The organism is Mycobacterium arosiense ATCC BAA-1401 = DSM 45069 (assembly GCF_002086125.1).
In the GTDB taxonomy this organism is placed as follows: Bacteria; Actinomycetota; Actinomycetes; order Mycobacteriales; family Mycobacteriaceae; genus Mycobacterium; species Mycobacterium arosiense.
Genome location: NZ_MVHG01000008.1, coordinates 1 through 16,472, shown reverse-complemented (window position 1 = coordinate 16,472; position 16,472 = coordinate 1). Strand labels below are relative to the sequence as shown.

At 66.4% G+C, this 16,472-nt stretch carries 19 protein-coding genes and 1 pseudogene; 7 read left to right on the top strand and 13 right to left on the bottom strand.

The annotated features are described in order from the left end of the window. Positions 1–25: 25 nt before the first annotated feature. From BST14_RS05615 to BST14_RS05605, 3 genes are read right to left on the bottom strand one after another with little or no spacing between them, the layout of a single operon-like run. Positions 26–1,108: an acyl-CoA dehydrogenase family protein gene (locus BST14_RS05615; protein WP_083063589.1), complete on the bottom strand. Its 1,083-nt coding sequence runs from the start codon at positions 1,106–1,108 to the stop codon at positions 26–28. Then, complete coding sequence (locus BST14_RS05610; protein ID WP_083063588.1) at positions 1,095–2,000, bottom strand: acyl-CoA dehydrogenase family protein; 906 nt, start codon at positions 1,998–2,000, stop codon at positions 1,095–1,097. Before BST14_RS05610 ends, BST14_RS05615 begins: the two co-directional genes overlap by 14 nt. Continuing rightward, positions 1,978–3,381: a class I adenylate-forming enzyme family protein gene (locus BST14_RS05605; protein WP_083063587.1), complete on the bottom strand. Its 1,404-nt coding sequence runs from the start codon at positions 3,379–3,381 to the stop codon at positions 1,978–1,980. The genes BST14_RS05610 and BST14_RS05605 overlap by 23 nt, the downstream gene beginning before the upstream one ends. A gap of 127 nt (positions 3,382–3,508) precedes the next feature. Here BST14_RS05605 and BST14_RS05600 point away from each other — a divergent pair, with 127 nt between their 5' ends. From BST14_RS05600 to BST14_RS05590, 3 genes are read left to right on the top strand one after another with little or no spacing between them, the layout of a single operon-like run. Beyond that, positions 3,509–3,847: a 2Fe-2S iron-sulfur cluster-binding protein gene (locus BST14_RS05600; RefSeq protein WP_083063586.1), complete on the top strand. Its 339-nt coding sequence runs from the start codon at positions 3,509–3,511 to the stop codon at positions 3,845–3,847. A 20-nt stretch (positions 3,848–3,867) separates the two neighbouring features. Beyond that, positions 3,868–4,182, top strand: coding sequence for a DUF4286 family protein (locus BST14_RS05595; protein ID WP_083063682.1), 315 nt, complete (start codon positions 3,868–3,870; stop codon positions 4,180–4,182). Positions 4,183–4,224: 42 nt separating this feature from the next. Next, on the top strand, positions 4,225–5,493 hold the full coding sequence (locus BST14_RS05590) for an amidohydrolase family protein (protein ID WP_083063585.1): 1,269 nt from the start codon (positions 4,225–4,227) through the stop codon (positions 5,491–5,493). A 2-nt stretch (positions 5,494–5,495) separates the two neighbouring features. Here BST14_RS05590 and BST14_RS05585 read toward each other — a convergent pair whose 3' ends face one another. Both BST14_RS05585 and BST14_RS05580 read right to left on the bottom strand, forming a co-directional pair. Further along, positions 5,496–6,395 carry a TIGR03620 family F420-dependent LLM class oxidoreductase gene (locus BST14_RS05585; RefSeq protein WP_083063681.1) on the bottom strand — a complete coding sequence of 300 codons (900 nt, stop codon included), beginning with the start codon at positions 6,393–6,395 and terminating at the stop codon, positions 5,496–5,498. An 8-nt stretch (positions 6,396–6,403) separates the two neighbouring features. Beyond that, on the bottom strand, positions 6,404–7,297 hold the full coding sequence (locus BST14_RS05580) for an SDR family oxidoreductase (RefSeq protein ID WP_083063584.1): 894 nt from the start codon (positions 7,295–7,297) through the stop codon (positions 6,404–6,406). A 166-nt stretch (positions 7,298–7,463) separates the two neighbouring features. On the opposite strand from BST14_RS05580, the gene BST14_RS05575 reads away from it, so the two are divergent. Then, a complete protein-coding gene (locus BST14_RS05575) occupies positions 7,464–8,366 on the top strand; it encodes a LysR family transcriptional regulator (RefSeq protein ID WP_083063583.1) in 903 nt (300 codons plus the stop codon). Positions 8,367–8,445: 79 nt separating this feature from the next. Here the strand turns inward: BST14_RS05575 and BST14_RS05570 are convergent, their stop codons facing one another. The 4 genes from BST14_RS05570 to BST14_RS05555 are packed head-to-tail and all read right to left on the bottom strand — an operon-like array spanning position 8,446 to position 12,438. Then, positions 8,446–9,483: a CaiB/BaiF CoA transferase family protein gene (locus BST14_RS05570; protein ID WP_083063582.1), complete on the bottom strand. Its 1,038-nt coding sequence runs from the start codon at positions 9,481–9,483 to the stop codon at positions 8,446–8,448. After that, complete coding sequence (locus tag BST14_RS05565) at positions 9,480–10,436, bottom strand: LLM class F420-dependent oxidoreductase (RefSeq protein WP_083063581.1); 957 nt, start codon at positions 10,434–10,436, stop codon at positions 9,480–9,482. Before BST14_RS05565 ends, BST14_RS05570 begins: the two co-directional genes overlap by 4 nt. Further along, positions 10,421–10,861 (bottom strand): cobalamin-dependent protein, encoded by a 441-nt coding sequence (locus tag BST14_RS05560; protein ID WP_083063580.1) that lies wholly within the window; start codon positions 10,859–10,861, stop codon positions 10,421–10,423. Before BST14_RS05560 ends, BST14_RS05565 begins: the two co-directional genes overlap by 16 nt. Next, a complete protein-coding gene (locus tag BST14_RS05555) occupies positions 10,861–12,438 on the bottom strand; it encodes a methylmalonyl-CoA mutase family protein (RefSeq protein ID WP_083063579.1) in 1,578 nt (525 codons plus the stop codon). Before BST14_RS05555 ends, BST14_RS05560 begins: the two co-directional genes overlap by 1 nt. A 47-nt stretch (positions 12,439–12,485) precedes the next feature. Between BST14_RS05555 and BST14_RS05550 the strand changes: the two are divergent. After that, positions 12,486–12,665 (top strand): annotated as a pseudogene (locus tag BST14_RS05550) (SDR family oxidoreductase); the annotation flags it as partial. Between the two features lie 18 nt (positions 12,666–12,683). On the opposite strand, the gene BST14_RS05545 reads toward BST14_RS05550, so the two are convergent. The 3 genes from BST14_RS05545 to BST14_RS05535 form a co-directional block, all read right to left on the bottom strand. After that, entirely contained in the window at positions 12,684–13,496 is an 813-nt protein-coding gene (locus BST14_RS05545; protein WP_083063578.1) for a methyltransferase domain-containing protein, read from the bottom strand. A gap of 85 nt (positions 13,497–13,581) precedes the next feature. Next, positions 13,582–14,280 carry a M15 family metallopeptidase gene (locus BST14_RS05540; RefSeq protein ID WP_083063577.1) on the bottom strand — a complete coding sequence of 233 codons (699 nt, stop codon included), beginning with the start codon at positions 14,278–14,280 and terminating at the stop codon, positions 13,582–13,584. Positions 14,281–14,413: 133 nt separating this feature from the next. Further along, positions 14,414–14,617, bottom strand: a complete 204-nt coding sequence (locus BST14_RS05535; protein WP_083063576.1) for a cold-shock protein — start codon at positions 14,615–14,617, stop codon at positions 14,414–14,416. Between the two features lie 382 nt (positions 14,618–14,999). Here BST14_RS05535 and BST14_RS30290 point away from each other — a divergent pair, with 382 nt between their 5' ends. After that, a complete protein-coding gene (locus BST14_RS30290; protein ID WP_169926053.1) occupies positions 15,000–15,137 on the top strand; it encodes a hypothetical protein in 138 nt (45 codons plus the stop codon). A 7-nt stretch (positions 15,138–15,144) separates the two neighbouring features. Here BST14_RS30290 and BST14_RS05530 read toward each other — a convergent pair whose 3' ends face one another. Next, the gene (locus tag BST14_RS05530) at positions 15,145–15,378 is read right to left on the bottom strand and encodes a hypothetical protein (RefSeq protein WP_083063680.1); all 234 of its coding nucleotides are present in this window, start codon (positions 15,376–15,378) and stop codon (positions 15,145–15,147) included. A 462-nt stretch (positions 15,379–15,840) separates the two neighbouring features. Here BST14_RS05530 and BST14_RS05525 point away from each other — a divergent pair, with 462 nt between their 5' ends. Continuing rightward, on the top strand, positions 15,841–16,290 hold the full coding sequence (locus tag BST14_RS05525) for a DUF5994 family protein (protein ID WP_083063575.1): 450 nt from the start codon (positions 15,841–15,843) through the stop codon (positions 16,288–16,290). The last annotated feature ends 182 nt before the right edge of the window (positions 16,291–16,472 follow it).

Sequence of the window (16,472 nt, the reverse complement as noted above, 5' to 3'; positions counted from 1 at the left end):
TTTGCAAGCGTTCGCGCGATCACTTTTACAATCCCAAGATTCGCGAAGCGATGATGTTCTTTTGTATTTGTGACGTTCCGCCCATGACGCTCTGCGCACGGCTGTACAGGTAGGCGCTGAGCAGATCGGGATCGCGCGTGCCCGTCACAGCCAGAGCCGCATGCCCGACCGATTGTTCCACCCAGGTCATCAGCAGCTTGTCCAGCGACCCTTCCGAGCCGTGCGAGACCCCGTCGAGCTGTTCGGACAGCCGCCGGCGCACGTGGTGGGTCAGCATATCCGACTGGACGGCGGCCCAGGCCAGTTCTTCGGATACCTCACCGTCGTTGCGGGACAACAGCTCTCGAACGAGCTTGCCGTAGCGCGCCGCATAGCCCAGCGTGGAGGGCTCGCGTTCGTGCCCGACGACGGTCATCGCCACCGCCCAACCGTCGCCGGGAGCACCGACCATCCGGTCCGCGGGCACCTTGGCACCGTCGAAGAACACCTGACCGAATTCGTTGGTCACCCCGTTGATCATCTTCAGCGGGCGCTGTTGCACGCCGGGCTGTTTCATCTGTAGGACGAATGCCGACAGGCCGCGGTGACGCTTGGCCTCAGGGTCGGTGCGGGCCAGCAACAAACACCAATCGGCCACGTCGGAGTAACTGGTCCAGATCTTGTGCCCGTTCACCACATACGTGTCGCCCTCGAGGCGAGCGGTGGTGGTCAACGACGCCAGATCCGAACCGGCGCCCGGCTCGCTGAAGCCCTGGCACCAACGCTCGGTGCCGTTGATGATGCCGGGCAGGAAGCGCTTTCGCAGGTCGTCGCCGGCGTGCTCACCGATGCCGTACACCAGATACCCGACGCTGGGACGTGGCGGCGCGCCCGCCCGCACCAGCTCCTCGTCGACGATGACGTCGTAGACGGGCGCCAGGTCCTGACCGCCCCAGTCGCGTGGCCAGGACAGGCCGAAGAAGCCGTTGTCGTAGAGGGCGCGGTGCCAGTCCGCCATGCGCGCCCAATACTCGTCGCCCGAGCCGGAGAACTCCTTGGCGTGTGCGGCGAGCCAGGTTCGCAGCCGCTCACGAAACGCGGCTTCATCGGGTGAGTCACGAAAGTTCAAAATCGATCTCCTTCAACGCGACCGGCCACAGCTCGGTCGATGTGAGGGCGCGGCGCAGATAGACATGCGCCACGCATTCCCAGGTATTACCGATTCCGCCGTGCACCTGGATGGCCGTCTCGCAGACGGTGCGGGCTGCGCGCGCGCAGTACACCTTTGCGATCTGGGCTGCCCGAATGGCTTCCGCGGGAGCCAACTCGTCGACCCCCCACGCCGCATGCCGCAGCACGCTCACCGAACCTTCAATCAACGCAAGGCTTTCGGCCAGCAAGTGGGCGATGGCTTGATACGAGCCGATCTGCTTACCGTACTGTTCGCGGATTTTGGCGTAGTCACACGCGACGGCGTGGGCGCCCCGGGCGATGCCGACCAGGTCCGCCGTCGTGGCGACCAGAGCGAGAGCCCGCCACTGCTCGGCGACCTGGGATGACACTTCCCCCAGCGTCTCCGGCGACCCCGTGATCTTCGCTTCGGCCCGCGTCAGATCGACGCTCTCCGGAGCGGCCTGCACATCACCGGCGACAACGGTGCCCGCCGAGAGCCACAGGGCGCGCCGCGCGCCGCGGGCGTCGACCACGCGATCGCCGAGGGCGACGGTCGTCGCGGATATGTCGGCATCGACGTGGCGGCCGAGATCGTCGGCCAGCACCGGACCGAGGAAGGGAGTGTCCACCAGCCGCCGGCCGAATTCCTCGGCTACGATGGCCACCTCCACGCCGGAGGCGCCGTCGGAACGCAACGACCGCCAGCCGGTGTTCTCAATCTGCTTGTCCAATCGCGCAATTCGGGTCTGGTCATCGAGATCCTGCACCGCGGCCGGCCCTAGATCGTCGGCCAGCTTGGCGGCGGCGTCGCGCAATTGCTGTTGTTCAGCTGTCAGACGTACATCCATAGCGCTCCTTCAGCACTCGGCGCAGCACCTTGCCCGAGGGCAGGCGGGGAATTTCGGGGACGAACACCACTCGGCTCAGCTGTTTATAGGACGCCAGTTTCTCGTCCACCATGGCGGTCAGGTGGGTCGCATCGACGGGCGCGGACGTCGTGACCGCGGCGACCACGGCTTCGCCGTTGAGTCCGTCGGGAATGCCGAACACCGCGCAGTCTTTGACGGCGGGATGAGCGTGCAAGACGGTCTCGATCTCGGCGGGGGCGACCTGGAAGCCGCGCACCTTGATCATCTCTTTGAGGCGGTCGGTGATCCGCAGCCAGCCGCCGCTGTCGAGCCAGCCGACATCTCCGGTGCGGTACCACCCGTCGCGGATCGCCTCGCCGGTCGCGGCGGCCGGCAAGTAGCCGGCCATGAGCGAGGCCGCCCGAGCCTGAATCTCCCCGACCTCGCCCGGGCCGACCGGCTCGCCGGTGTCCAGTGAGACGACCCGTAGGTCCACACCGGGCACCGCCCGTCCGACGGTGTCCAGGCGGGAGTCCTCGATCGGATTGCACGCCATGACAGGCAATTCCGTGGTCCCATAGGCCGGAAGCCAACCCACTCCGGTGCGCCGGGTCACCGTCTCGGCGACGTGGGCATTGACCGGCGCGGCCCCCCACATGATGTAGCGCAGCGAGGACAGGTCATAGGATTCGAGACCGGGATGCGAAGCGATGGCCAGCGCGATGGGAGCGACCGCCATTTCCACTGTGATGCGGTCGCTTTCGATGTGCTGCAGCACCCGCTCGACGTTGAACCGGGGATGCAGGCGCACACCGGCGCCGGTCCGCCATGCGGTCAGCAGGTTCAGCAGCCCCAGGATGTGTGACGGTGGCGTCGCGACCTGGATACGGTCGCGGTGCGTCAGTTGCAGCGCTTGACGCCAATGCCGTACCGCTGCATCCAGTGAGGCGTGGGTGTGCCGGACGGCCTTGGGCAGGCCGGTGGTGCCGGAGCTGAACACCAGCGCCGCGTCGGCCCCGGGCGGCGGTGAGCCGGCCCCCGGCTCCGCGGCGGCGACCGGCTCGTCCAGGTGCAGCATCGGCATCAGACCGGCCAGCACTGGGTGGTCCCCGACGGCGTACGCCGGCTCGGTCAGGGCGAACGCATGGTCGACCTCGTCGCGCTTCCACGCGGGGCTGACGAGTACCGCCGTGGCGGCCAGCCGCCAGATCGCGAGCACCACGGCGAGAAATTCCGGCCGGTTCGAGGCCATGACCGCGACGCGATCACCCGCGGTGACACCGTCTTTCGCCAGGGTCGCGGCCCATCCGTCGGCCAACGCGTCGAGTTCGGGCGCGCTGAATCGCCGTTCCTCGAACACGAGCGCCGCCGGCTCGGTCACGTCCCGTCCTTCCCTGACAGACCGGGCTGACCCGACATCCATACAGTCCTGAGAAGATGCTATCGCTTCGTGAGAATATTATTCTCTATACTGAAGAATGCAAATACGGGCAAAGGGGGCGGTCTCAGTGACGGTCACCCGGATCATCGAGGAGACCCCAGGGGTGACAGATCCGGAAACAAACGGCTCAGGCGCCGGGACGGTGACGATTCACCTCGACCGCAAGAAGGTCTCGGTGCCCAGGGTCCCGGGCGAGACGCTGCTGGAGAGCGCGCGACGCGCCGGGCTGGAGCCGCCGTTCAGCTGCGAGGCCGGCAATTGCGGTACCTGCATGGCCAAGCTCGAAGAGGGGCATGTCACCATGCGGGTCAACGACGCTCTCGAGGAGGACGAGGTCGCCGAGGGTTACATTCTGACGTGCCAGGGCGTTCCGGACACCGACTCGGTCACGGTGCGCTACGAGTAGCGGCCAGGGAGGTGGCGACGATGGCCAAGGGCATCATCCTCGTGGAGAGCCGACCCAGCTCGCCGGAGCGCGAACAGGAATACAACACCTGGTATGACGAGGTGCATCTGGGTGAGCTGGTGGCCCTGGACGGGTTCGTCTCGGCGCGGCGGCTGCGGCCCGTTGACGGCGACGGACCCTACGTCGCCATCTACGAGATCGAGGGCGACGATCTGCAGGCGATTCTGGACAACATGATCGCCAACGCCGGTCAGCTGCACATGTCCGACGCGCTGCAGCTCGACCCCGCGCCGATTCCACGCCTGCTCGAGACCACCACGGAGCACTACGGATAGCCGACTTCCGGCTCGAGTCGCAGTACGAGAGAGGACCGCTTGATGAAGGTTGACGACCTGATTTTGGTGAGCATCGACGACCACGTGGTCGAACCGCCCGACATGTTCCTGCGGCATGTGCCCGCCAAGTACAAGGACGAGGCGCCGATCGTCGTCACCGACTCTCGCGGCGTCGACCAGTGGATGTACCAGGGCAGGCCGCAGGGCGTGAGCGGCCTCAACGCGGTGGTGTCGTGGCCGGCCGAGGAGTGGGGCCGCGATCCCGCCGGCTTCGCGGAGATGCGCCCCGGCGTCTACGACGTCCACGAACGCGTCCGCGACATGAACCGCAACGGCATCCTGGCGTCGATGTGTTTCCCGACGTTCACCGGCTTTTCGGCCCGCCACCTCAACATGACGCGTGAGGACGTCACGTTGGTGATGGTGTCGGCCTACAACGACTGGCACATCGACGAGTGGGCCGGGTCGTATCCCGATCGGTTCATCCCGATCGCGATCTTGCCGACCTGGACTCCCGAGGGCATGTGCGCCGAGATCCGACGCGTCGCGGCGAAGGGCTGCCGCGCGGTCACCATGCCGGAATTGCCGCACCTGGAAGGGCTTCCGAGCTACCACGACGACGACTACTGGGGTCCGGTGTTCCGCACGTTGTCGGAGGAGAACGTGGTGATGTGCCTGCACATCGGCACCGGTTTCGGGGCGATCAGCATGGCACCCGATGCGCCGATCGACAACATGATCATCCTGGCCACCCAGGTCTCGGCGATGTGCGCCCAGGATCTGCTGTGGGGCCCCGCCATGCGCAACTATCCCGACCTGAGATTCGCCTTCTCCGAGGGTGGTATCGGCTGGATTCCGTTCTACCTGGACCGCAGCGACCGCCACTACACCAACCAGAAGTGGCTGCGCCGCGACTTCGGCTCTCAACTGCCCAGCGACGTCTTCCGGGAACACTCGCTGGCCTGTTACGTCACCGACAAGACGTCACTGAAGCTGCGCCACGAGATCGGCATCGACAACATCGCCTGGGAATGCGACTACCCGCACTCGGACTGCTTCTGGCCGGACGCGCCCGAGCAGGTGTTGGCCGAGCTCAACGCCGCCGGCGCCGACGCCACCGACATCAACAAGATCACCTGGGCCAACGCCTGCCGGTTCTTCGGTTGGGACCCGTTCGCCCGCACTCCCCGCGAGCAGGCGACCGTTAAGGCCTTACGCGCCAAGGGAATTGACGTGGACGTGTCGATCCGGTCGCGTGCCGAGTGGGCGCGCCTTTATCAGGACAAGCAGCTGGCCAAGGCCAGCTCCTGACGTCAGACGACGAGTTCGGTCAACGCCGGGGCCAGTGTTTCGAGGTGGTCTATGCCGGCAGCGAATTCGCCGCCGATCGGCGGGAGCAGTGTGACGTGGTCCGCACCGGCCTCCAGATGCTCGGCCACCTTGGCTGCGATCCGTGCCGGGTCACCGTGCGCGACAAGCGCGTCGACCAGGCGATCGCTCACCTCGTCGATGTCAGCAACCGGGTAGCCCAGCTCCGCCAGCCGTGCCGCATAAGACGGCACAGCGAGTCTGGCCGACACCGACTCCCGCGCGGCCTGAATGTCGTGCGTTACGGACAGTCCGACGACCAGTAGCTTGTCCGGCCCTAGTGCCCGACGAGCCGCAGCGGTGAACTCCGGCGGCAGCCCGGCCGGAAGCGCCCCGTCGGCTCCCGAACCGGCCAGCGCAAGCATTTTCGGTCCGTTGGCGGCGATAATGCGGGCATAGGCCGCATCCGGCGCCGGTGGCCACGTCGGAGCGTCCATCGCCTGCAGATAGTCACGCATGGTGGCCACCGGGCTGCCGTATTCGCGGCCGACGCTGACCGCCTGCTCCGGATAGCCGATCCCTAACCCGAGCACGATCCTGCCCGGATAAGCCTGGGCGAGTTGGGCTGTCGCGGCGTGCATGGTCTGGGCCGGCCGGGCCCAGACGTTGGCGACGCACGTGCCGAAGGTCATTCGCGTGGTGGCGGCCAGCAGCACGGCGAGCTGCACCAGAGCGTCCTTGCCGATCGCCTCGTTGGTCCACATCACGCCGTACCCGGCTTCGTCCAGGCGGCGCGTGGCCTCACGCAACAGGTCGGCCGCGGGCGCGCTGGTGAGCGAGACCGGCAGGCATACACCCACCGGCCCCAGCGCCTTTCGGGTCGTCGTGATCACAGAGTCAGCCATGGCGTCGCTCACTCGCCGAAGTAGTGGCCGGCATCGAGGTCCTCGAGCAACCCGGGGCGTTCCGGATGCCAGTCGAGGATTTTGCGCGTCAAGACGTTCGACGTCGGATTGTCCAGCGATGCGAAAAGCGCGAGAAAGCCGAAGTGGCCCGCGTTTTCGGCGGCAATGCTGGATGTCGGCACCCCCAGGTGACGACCGATGACGGCGGCGATGTCCCGGAAGGGCACTCCCTCATCGGCTACGCCGTGCAGACGCGTTCCAGCGGGCGCGTTTTCGAGCGCCAACCGGTACAACAGCGCGGCGTCGAGCGTGTGCACACCGGGCCACCGGTTGGCGCCGTCACCGATGTAGCCGGACACGCCGGAATCACGGGCGACGTTGATCAGGTGGTGGGCGAAGCCGTGGTGATCCAAATCGCTGTGCACCAGCGGCGCAAGGCGTATCACCGACGACCGAACCCCGCGTTCGGCGAGCGCGATCACCGCGTTCTCGGAGTCGACCCGCGGCCCGGCGGCCAACGTGTCCTGCTCCGTGGCGACACCACCCTGGTCCAGCAGCGAGAGCAGGAGTGTCCCCGACGTGCTGACGAATGGCCGATCGGATCCGGCGAGCGCGTCCCCGATGGCGCGGACAGCGCGAAGGTCCGTCTCGGCCGCCCGCGCGAAGTCGTCGAAGTCGTGTTTGAAGGCAAGATGAATGACGCCGTCGGACGCCGCCGCCGCGTCCCGCAGGCCGTCGAGATCATCGAGGTCGCCGCGGCAAGGCGTTGCCCCCGCGGCTTGCAGGGCGGCGGCACCGGCGTCCGAGCGCGCCAAACCGGTGACCTGATGCCCGGCGTCGAGGAGTTCGGCGACAACGGCGGACCCGATGTGGCCGGTCGCGCCCGTGACGAAAACGTGCATGGAAGTTCCCCTTCTGGTCCCCTGAGGCGTACGCCATCAAGTCAACGGCGACAGGCAAGCGGTGTCCAAGTCCCGTTTCACATCAAGCGATGCAATTCAGGTATCACGGCAGCTCACCTGGGCTTTTGCAGCATATGACGCGGTGAGCCGTGATTACACTGAGCGCATGACGGACTCGGCATCGCCGTTGGTGGATCTCGACCTGCGGTTGGTGGGTTACTTCGTCGTCGTGGCCGAGCACCGGCATTTCGGCCGGGCCGCCTCGGCGCTGCGCGTCGCGCAGCCGTCGTTGAGCCGCCAGATTCGCCGGCTCGAGCAGCAACTCGGCGTCCGCCTGTTCGACCGCACCCCACAGGGCACCCGCCTCACCGAGGCGGGCGAGGTGTTCCTGCCCCGAGCCAAGGCACTGCTGCGTTCGGCCGCCCAAGCCGCCGCGCAGGCGCGAGCGGCCGCGCAGCCGAGCCGGATCACCATCGGGTACACGATGGGCATGATCGTCACGCCCGCGGTGCGAGAAATGCGCCGCGAGCATCCCGAAGCCGACGTTCAAGTCACGCACTTGGACTGGGACCAGGCGCTCGATGCGCTGCTCGGTCATCGGGTGGACGCGGTGGTTACCCGGCTGCCCTTCCCGACCGAAGGGCTGCACGTGACGATCCTGTACGACGAACCACGGGTGCTGGCCATACCCATCGACCATCGCCTGGCGGGCCGGAAATCTGTCACCCTCGATGACATCGCCGACGAACCCATGCCGCAGGTGCGGCATTCGGACCCGGCGTGGAGTGCCTTCTGGCGCATCGATCCGCGGCCCGATGGGCGCCGAGCACCCGGCGGCCCGGTCATTGACGCGCTCGAGGACAAGTTCGAGCTCATCGCCTCCGGTCAGGCCGTCGCGATCACGGCCGGCGTCCACGGCACCAGCCTGCGGCCCGACATCACCACGGTCCCTTTGGAAAACGTAGAGCCCAGCCATGTCGTGTTGGCGACACGGGCCGGGGATCGCGGCCGGCTGGTGACCGCATTCCGGAAGCTCGCCGAGGCTCACCTCACCGGGCCGCGTGCCTGACGCCCAACGTGAAGTTACTGTCACGCTCGGCCCCCAGCGTGAAACTGGTTTCACGTCCGAAGCTTGACCGCGAAGGTGCCTACCGGCTCAACTCCGGCGGCGGCCGGTACTCGGGCTTATAACCAGAGACGTGGATGGGGCTTCCCACCAAGCGGAATTCGCCCGCCGTCACCACCACCTCCGGCGTGGCTTCGAGCGCCTCGGGCAAGGTCCGGACCGCGGCCGCCGGTACCCCCAGCGGCCGCAGGCGCCGCTCCCAGGCGACCGCGCTGTCGGTGGCGAGCATCGCCGTGACGATGGCCAGCACCTCGTCGCGTCGGGCGACTCGCTCGGCCATCGTTTCGAAACCCCCGATGCCCGCTTCCGCGGCGAACGACTTCCAGAATCCGTCGTGCGTGATGAACAGCGCCAGATACCCGTCTGCGGTGGGAAACAGTTGCGCCGGAACGTAATACGAGTGCGCGCCGTAGGGGCGGCGCTGCGGTTCGACACCGCCGTTGAGATAGGCCGACGCGTGGTAGTTCAGCTGGGACAGCATGACGTCGCGCAGCGACACATCCACTTGGCCGCCGGTGCCGGAGATGATCTTGGCCAACAGCCCCAACGCCGCGGTCATTCCGGTTGAGTTGTCGGCCGAGGAGTAGCCGGGCAGCGTCGGCGGCCCGTCCGGGTCGCCGGTCAGGGCGGCGGTACCGACGCCCGCCTGCACCACGTAGTCGAACGCCGGATCGTCGCCGCCGTACAGCCCGAAGCCGGTGATCGCCACGCAGACGATCGTCTCGTTGTGCCGGCGCAACTCGTCGTAGGTCAGGCCCAGCCGGCGGATCGCCGAGGGCTTCAGGTTCACCAGCAGCGCGTGCGATTCGGCGGCCAATTCACCCAAACGCTGTTGTCCCGCATCGGAATTCAGGTCCAGCGTGACGCTGGATTTGTTGCGGTTGAGGCTGGCGAAGTAGGTGGCGCCGACGCTGCGGGAGATCTCGCCGCCGACGGGTTCGATCTTGGTGACGTCGGCACCGAGGTCGGCGAGCAGCATGGTAGCATACGGGCCCGCCAGCATGGTGCCGACCTCGAGGATGCGTATCCCCGCCAGCGGCCCGGTGTTGTTGGGGGTCAATGCAATTCCGCTGCAAGTGAGGCGATCATTTCGCGGGTGCGGCGCTTGGAAGCGACCAGCTCGTCGCGGTTGTCGCCGATGGGCAACAGCCGCACCGACAGATCGGTCACGCCCGCATCGGCGAACCGGCGCATCCGGGCCAGGATGGCGTCCTCGTCGCCGGCGGCGCATAGGTCACCAACATCGCGGGCATCGCCGCGGTCGAGCAGGCGCTGGTAGTTGGGCGACACCTCGGCCTCACCCAGGATTCGGTTGGCCCGCTCCTTGGCTTCGTCGACTCGCCCAGGCGCACACAGGCATACCGGGATCCCGGCGATGATCCGCGGCGCGGGGCGCCCGGCGTCGGCGGCGGCCTTGGTGATCTTCGGCGCGATGTGGTCACCGATCGCGCGCTCGTCGGCCATCCACAGCACGGTGCCATCAGCGAGTTCACCGGCGATCTGCAGCATCACCGGCCCCAGCGCGGCGACGAGTATCGGCATCGGGCTGTCGGCCCCGATCGCCAACGGGTTGTGCACGGTGAACGAATCGTTCTCGACATCGACCGATCCCGGGCCGGCGACGGCCGCGTTGAGCACCTGCAGGTAGTCGCGGGTGTAGGCGGCCGGCTTCTCGTACGGCAAGCCCAGCATGTCGCGGATGATCCAGTGGTGCGACGGCCCGACACCCAGGGCAAGCCGGCCGCGCGCCACCGCGTGCGTCGAGAGCGCCTGACGGGCAAGGGCGATGGGGTGTTGAGCCTGCAACGGCACCACGGCGGTGCCCAGCTCGATGCGCGAACTGTGCTCTGCCATGAGCGACACCATGGTCAAGCAGTCGAAGTCGTTGGGCACCTGCGGCATCCACGCGGTGTCCAGGCCTGCGGATTCGGCCCATTCGATGTCGGCCGTCAGCTTGTCCACCTTGCGGGCCATATCGCCACGCTCGGCGCCGATCATTACTCCGACGCGCACGGTTCCTCCACGGCTGGTTCCTTCGGTTCGGCTTCCGCCGTGCCGGTCAGTTTGCGGATCTCTCGCACCAGATTCTCCAGCGGTGTCCCGGTGGGGAATACCGCTGCCGCACCGGCAGATAACAGCTTGGGTACATCGGCATGCGGGATCGTCCCGCCGACGACGACGGCGATGTCAGCGGCGTCGGCGGCGCGCAACGCTCCGATGGTGCGCGCGGTCAGCGCCAGGTGCGCACCCGACAGGATGCTCAGGCCGACGACGGCGACGTCTTCCTGGACGGCGATGGACGCGATGTCTTCGATGCGCTGCCGAATGCCGGTGTAGATGACCTCGAAACCGGCGTCCCGCAGGGTGCGAGCGACGATCTTGGCGCCGCGGTCGTGTCCGTCCAGGCCGGGTTTGGCGACCAGAATGCGCGCCGTCATCAGAACACCACCGGTTGCTGAAACTCGCCCCAGACCGCCTTGAGCGCGGAGACCATTTCCCCGACCGTGCAGTACGCATTGGCGCAGTCAATCAGTCTGTGCATCAGGTTGTCGTCTCCCTCGGCCGACCGCGACAGGGCGGCCAACGTGAATTTCACTGCGGCCGAATCCCTTTCGGCCTTTACCTTGGACAGCCGCTTGAGTTGCAGATCGCGCCCCTCGGCGTCGAGTTCATAGGTGACGACGTCGTGTTCGGGCTCCTCGGTCACGAACCGATTGACCCCGACGACCGGTCGGGTGCCGGCTTCGACGTCCTGGTGCAGCTTGAACGCCTCGTCGGCGATCAGGCCCTGCAGGTAACCGTCTTCGATGGCCTGGACCATGCCGCCGTGCCGCTCGAGGTCCGACATGATCTCGATGATGCGCTCTTCGGTGGCATCGGTGAGCGCCTCGACGAAGTAGGACCCGCCCAACGGGTCGGCGACGCTGGCCACTCCGGTCTCGTGCGCCAGGATCTGCTGGGTGCGCAGCGCCAGGGTCGTGGTTTCCTCCGTGGGCAGGGCGAACGGCTCGTCCCAGGCGGCGGTGAACATGGACTGGACACCGCCCAGGACCGCGGCCATCGCCTCGTAGGCAACCCGGACAATGTTGTTGTGGGCCTGCGGCGCGTACAGCGACGCGCCGCCACAGACGCAACCGAAGCGGAACATCGCCGCCTTGGCCGTCGTCGCCCCGTAGCGCTCCTGCACGATGGTCGCCCAACGGCGCCGTCCCGCACGGTATTTGGCAATCTCCTCGAAGAAGTCGCCGTGGGTGTAGAAGAAGAACGAGATCTGCGGCGCGAACTGGTCGATGGTCATGCGGCCGCGCTCGACCACGGTGTCGCAATAGGTCACGCCGTCGGCCAGGGTGAACGCCATCTCCTGTACGGCGTTGGCTCCGGCGTCGCGGAAGTGCGCCCCAGCCACCGAGATCGCGTTGAACCGCGGCACCTCGGCCGCGCAGAACTCGATGGTGTCGGCGATCAGTCGCAGCGACGGCTCTGGCGGCCAGATCCAGGTTCCGCGCGACGCGTACTCCTTGAGGATGTCGTTCTGGATGGTTCCGGTGAGCTTGGCCCGCGGAATGCCCTTTTTCTCGGCGGCGGCGACGTAGAACGCCAGCAGGATCGCCGCCGTGCCGTTGATCGTCATGCTCGTGCTGAGCTTGTCCAGCGGGATGCCGTCGAACAGGACCTCGAAGTCGGCCAGGGTGTCCACCGCGACGCCGACCCGGCCGACCTCCTCGCCGAACTCCGGGTCGTCGGAGTCGTACCCACACTGCGTGGGCAGATCCAGCGCCACCGACAGCCCCGTCCCGCCCTGCTCGAGCAGATAGCGATAGCGACGATTCGATTCCTCGGCGGTGCCGAACCCGGAGTACTGCCGGAAGGTCCAGAGCTTCCCGCGGTAGCCGGACGCGAAGTTACCCCGGGTGAAGGGAAACTCGCCCGGTTGCGGAGGCTCCGCGCGCACGTCCCCCGGCCCGTAGACGGGCCGCAGCGGAATACCAGACGGAGTGTGGGCCGTATTATCCATCGGTGAATAACGTACTTGCAAAAAAAGAGAATGCCAATACCACACGCCTGACCAGGCCAAAGGAGACCCATGGCAGACAAACGCTCGCCGATCGGGCCGTCGTGATCTCCGGCGGCGGCCGCGGGATCGGGCTCGCGATCGGAATCGGCGCGGCGCGGCGGGGCGCCAACGTGGTGCTTTTGGCCAAGACCGCCACCCCGCATCCCCGCCTGCCCGGGACGGTGCACGCCTTGCTCGACTGAATGCTATGCGCGGCAGATGATTTCGCCGTGCGGGATGGCAATCCAACCGTCCGGGGCGGCGGCCCATTCTCGCCACGCGGCGGAGATCTCTTCGAGCTGCTCGGCGGTGGCAAGCTTGAGGCTGCGCAGGTCGCGGGCCACGGTGGAGTGCAGGATTCGGTCGGCCCACGTCCCGCCCCACCAGTCGCGTGTCGCGGGCGTGGCATAGCACCACAGGCTGCCGGTGGGCGTGATGCCGGCGAATCCCGCCTGCTGTGCCCACGACAGCAGGCGCCGGCCCGCGTCCGGTTCGCCGCGGTTGGCGCGCGCGACGCGCTGGTAGAGGTCGCGCCACAGGTCGAGCGCCGGCAGCTCGGGGTACCAGACGAAACCCGAGTAGTCGGCGTCGCGGGCCGCCACGACGCCGCCCGGCGCGCACACCCGTCGCATCTCGCGCAGGGCCGCCACCGGATCGGCGACGTGCTGTAACACCTGGTGCGCGTGGACCACATCGAAGGTGTTGTCGGGAAAGTCCAGGTTGTGCGCGTCGGCGATCCCCAACGAGACGTTGGTCAGATTCCGTCGCTCGACTTCGGCGCGGGCCACGCTGAGCACATCGGCGACCTGATCGACGGCGGTGACCTGCCCGGGAGCGACCCGCGCGGCCAGGTCGGCGGTGATGGTGCCGGGCCCGCAACCTACGTCGAGCACGGCGAGCCCCGCTTTCAGGTGCGGCAGCAGGTACGCCGCGGAATCCTCGGCGGTGCGTCGCCGGTGGGAGCGCAACACCGACTCGTGGTGTCCGTGCGTGTAGGTCGCGCGGCGTCCGTCGTCCATTGTGGCCTTCCCTGCCCCTCGCTCGTCCGGAAGACTACGCGTACTTATCACACTATGAAATCTCTGTCTCAGATATTGAGACAGTCTAATCGATAGGAACGTTCAGAATCGATTGGTCGGCACCGGCTCCCGGGCCGTCAAAATGCCACCATTCCCCCGAATACACTTTCAACCCGCCGTAGTTCATGGCGTTTCGCAGCGCGGCCCGGTTCGCGACAGCGTCGGCACTGATGCCCTGGGTGTTGAAAGCAGTTGCCCGAGGGGTGAAGTCGTCGAAATCCGTGCCCATGTCCGCCAGGCAAAGCCCGGCGGCATGCAGCCCCGACGAGCAGGGCTGCTGCGCGGTGCTGAACGTCACGTCGACCGAGCGCCCCGACTCGTGGCTGTGTGCGAACGGGCCCGGGCGGGCCACCCACGCCGGGTTGGGGACCAGGTTGAACATCTTGACCTGAACGTCATGCGGGCGATAGCAGTCCCAGAACACCAGCAGGTGACCCTGCGGCCGCAGGGCGCCGGCCGCAGCGACCAGCCCGGGGGTCATCGATTGGTGCACAAGGCATCTGGCGTCGGAGGGATAGAGCTGCGTATGGGTGAAATTGTTGGTTGTCGCGTAGCGCAGGTCGAGCACCGCGTCGGGAACGACGCTGCGGATATCCACGAAGCCGGCCGCTCGCGCGGCGTCGCTGACCGGCGGGACGTCCGGGCTGGCCCGGGCGGTGGGTGTGCCGCCCGCCGAGACCAGCGACACCGCAATGGTCAATCGCAGCACCCATGCGAGACGCATGCGGTCATTATCCCGGTTGGCCGGTCCGGATCGGGTTAGGCGCCGGGTGTTGTCGCAATCGGCGAGGTCTGAAAGACACCAGTGGGCTGGTACGAAGCGACCGCACCAGCCCACCGTGACGTTGGTGAATTTCTTAGACGGAACTGACTCCTACCGCCTGGGGTCCTTTGGCTCCTTGCTCAATCTCGAACTGAACCCGTTGGTTCTCGTCGAGCGAGCGATAGCCGTTTCCCTGGATCTCGGAGTAGTGGACGAAGAGGTCCTTCGTGCCGTCGTCAGGGGTGATGAAGCCGAAGCCCTTTTCACCGTTGAACCATTTCACAGTTCCCTGTGCCATTTACTTACTTCTCTCATCGAATGCGGATGTACCAAACACATCCATGCGTACTCAGGGTAGCACGAGGCCAACCGCTTCTGAAAAAAGTTCTCTCGCTTGCTAATTCATTTGCCGATGGGTCGAGACGATGGCCGCGCCCGTGACCGGGCGGAACGAGCACGCCCAGCCTGCCAGGAAGTCGCCTTTTTGGATGCGGAATGCACGCCATGGCGGCTTCTCACTTGAACTACGCCGACGGCCTGTAGAGTGAAGAGGAACCGTGTTCTTACGGTCACCGCGAATCGCAAACGAATCACGAATGAGACCGCCGTGCGATTCGATCGTCGTCCGACGCCAGGTAACAATGCGTATCGGCCGAACTCTTCATTCGGAAGGACAACCTATGGACCAGTCCAGCCTGTTTTCTCACCCCGAGGCGCCGAAGCATGTCGCTTCGGGTGAAGCCTCCGCGAAACCGGTCGAGCACCCGACGTTTTCCGATCGGCCCGACACCGAAGGTTCTACAAATCAGCGTCGCTGATCGCACGTCAGGAGGCTTTGGTGTACCTGCGAACCAATTCGCCTTCTCCGAACGTACTGGTTCGCTGCTGACCGCTCTCGTCTCGGCTGAAAAATGTCCACTGCCCCAGTCCAGTCTGCGGACCACTGATCATCTTGACCGTCAGACGCAGTTCGGTGGGCCGGCGCGTGCCTATGATGTCACCGACCCGGATCTGCGATGGGTGGATCTCGACCGCGTCGCACCAATCCTCTATTGCCATGTAATCCATCCTCGCTGTTGCGACCACCCTACCCGTCATCCCGCTCCACGGGTAGATCGCCAGAATGGTCGTCGAATCCGTTGCACCACAACGCTTCAGTGTGATCAGCGATCACGAAGTTCATCTAAGCGGGCGAATTCCCGAAATGCGCCCGGCCAAGCCGTGCCGCGCTCGCGCGCCGTCGGTGGTCACCCGGCCGCCAAAGTGGCCCGGCGGTGGCGTACCGTCGCAAACGAGCCGTTCGTTGTCAGCGGTGGTCGACTGCGCTGTTCGGCGCGGATGACATCCACGGGCAATGTGATTCCTCCGTCGGTCCCGCCCCCGTGGCCCGACGACGCCGAGCGCGAAGGAACCGTTCATGGGTGATGCAACCCCGGCCGGTACACGACACAAGAATCCGACGACTCTTGCGGGCGCCTGCGCCGTGATCGACCGCGCGACCTGCCGGCTGCGGTATCTGCGATGAGCTTCGCGGTCAGGACCCGACGCCAATCCACCCCCATCCGGGTCTCGGTAGCTCGCGAACTCGGCCGCGACATCGACGGCGCGTGGTGGCCGCGTGCCGATCGCATCACCAATGAATTGCCGGAGCTTGTTGCGGTCCTGACGCCTCTGCTCGGCAATGTCACCTCGATCAACGTGAACTGGTCATCGCTGCAACGACCACCCGATTTCAACTGGCCGGGATGGGAAAGCAAACACCAGCACGTCATGACGGTGAGGGGCGCGCATGCTTGCGCGAACCTGCTGATCGTCTCCTACGCCACGCACAGCGCGTTGGCCCTCATGGTGCTGCGCCACGCCGCAAACCTGCCCATCGAGGGTGCCGACCGTGCCAAACCCGCGTTCGTACTCGCGGACTCGATCCTGCGCGCCGCACAACAACAATGTGAACGTGCTGGCGGAAATTAGCTAGACATAGAGCGTGGCGATCATCGCGATCCATTGCCCAACCGACCGACGAGGCTGATCGGTTGCCAGTCAGCTAGGAGCTTGCTGAATTAGGGGTTTGTGGGGCGGGGCGTCTCGAGCCGTCTCGCGGCGTGTTGGAGTCAGACCCTCGGGTCGACAGAAAAGAGATCGCCCCGCCGGGT

Coding starts and splice junctions, on each gene's coding strand:
- BST14_RS05610 (WP_083063588.1), bottom strand. CDS start 2,000: ATGGATGTACGTCTGACAGCTGAACAACAGCAATTGCGCGACGCCGCC.
- BST14_RS05595 (WP_083063682.1), top strand. CDS start 3,868: ATGGCCAAGGGCATCATCCTCGTGGAGAGCCGACCCAGCTCGCCGGAG.
- BST14_RS05590 (WP_083063585.1), top strand. CDS start 4,225: ATGAAGGTTGACGACCTGATTTTGGTGAGCATCGACGACCACGTGGTC.
- BST14_RS05585 (WP_083063681.1), bottom strand. CDS start 6,395: ATGGCTGACTCTGTGATCACGACGACCCGAAAGGCGCTGGGGCCGGTG.
- BST14_RS05580 (WP_083063584.1), bottom strand. CDS start 7,297: ATGCACGTTTTCGTCACGGGCGCGACCGGCCACATCGGGTCCGCCGTT.
- BST14_RS05575 (WP_083063583.1), top strand. CDS start 7,464: ATGACGGACTCGGCATCGCCGTTGGTGGATCTCGACCTGCGGTTGGTG.
- BST14_RS05560 (WP_083063580.1), bottom strand. CDS start 10,861: ATGACGGCGCGCATTCTGGTCGCCAAACCCGGCCTGGACGGACACGAC.
- BST14_RS05555 (WP_083063579.1), bottom strand. CDS start 12,438: ATGGATAATACGGCCCACACTCCGTCTGGTATTCCGCTGCGGCCCGTC.
- BST14_RS05545 (WP_083063578.1), bottom strand. CDS start 13,496: ATGGACGACGGACGCCGCGCGACCTACACGCACGGACACCACGAGTCG.
- BST14_RS05540 (WP_083063577.1), bottom strand. CDS start 14,280: ATGCGTCTCGCATGGGTGCTGCGATTGACCATTGCGGTGTCGCTGGTC.
- BST14_RS05535 (WP_083063576.1), bottom strand. CDS start 14,617: ATGGCACAGGGAACTGTGAAATGGTTCAACGGTGAAAAGGGCTTCGGC.
- BST14_RS30290 (WP_169926053.1), top strand. CDS start 15,000: ATGGACCAGTCCAGCCTGTTTTCTCACCCCGAGGCGCCGAAGCATGTC.
- BST14_RS05530 (WP_083063680.1), bottom strand. CDS start 15,378: ATGGCAATAGAGGATTGGTGCGACGCGGTCGAGATCCACCCATCGCAG.
- BST14_RS05525 (WP_083063575.1), top strand. CDS start 15,841: ATGAGCTTCGCGGTCAGGACCCGACGCCAATCCACCCCCATCCGGGTC.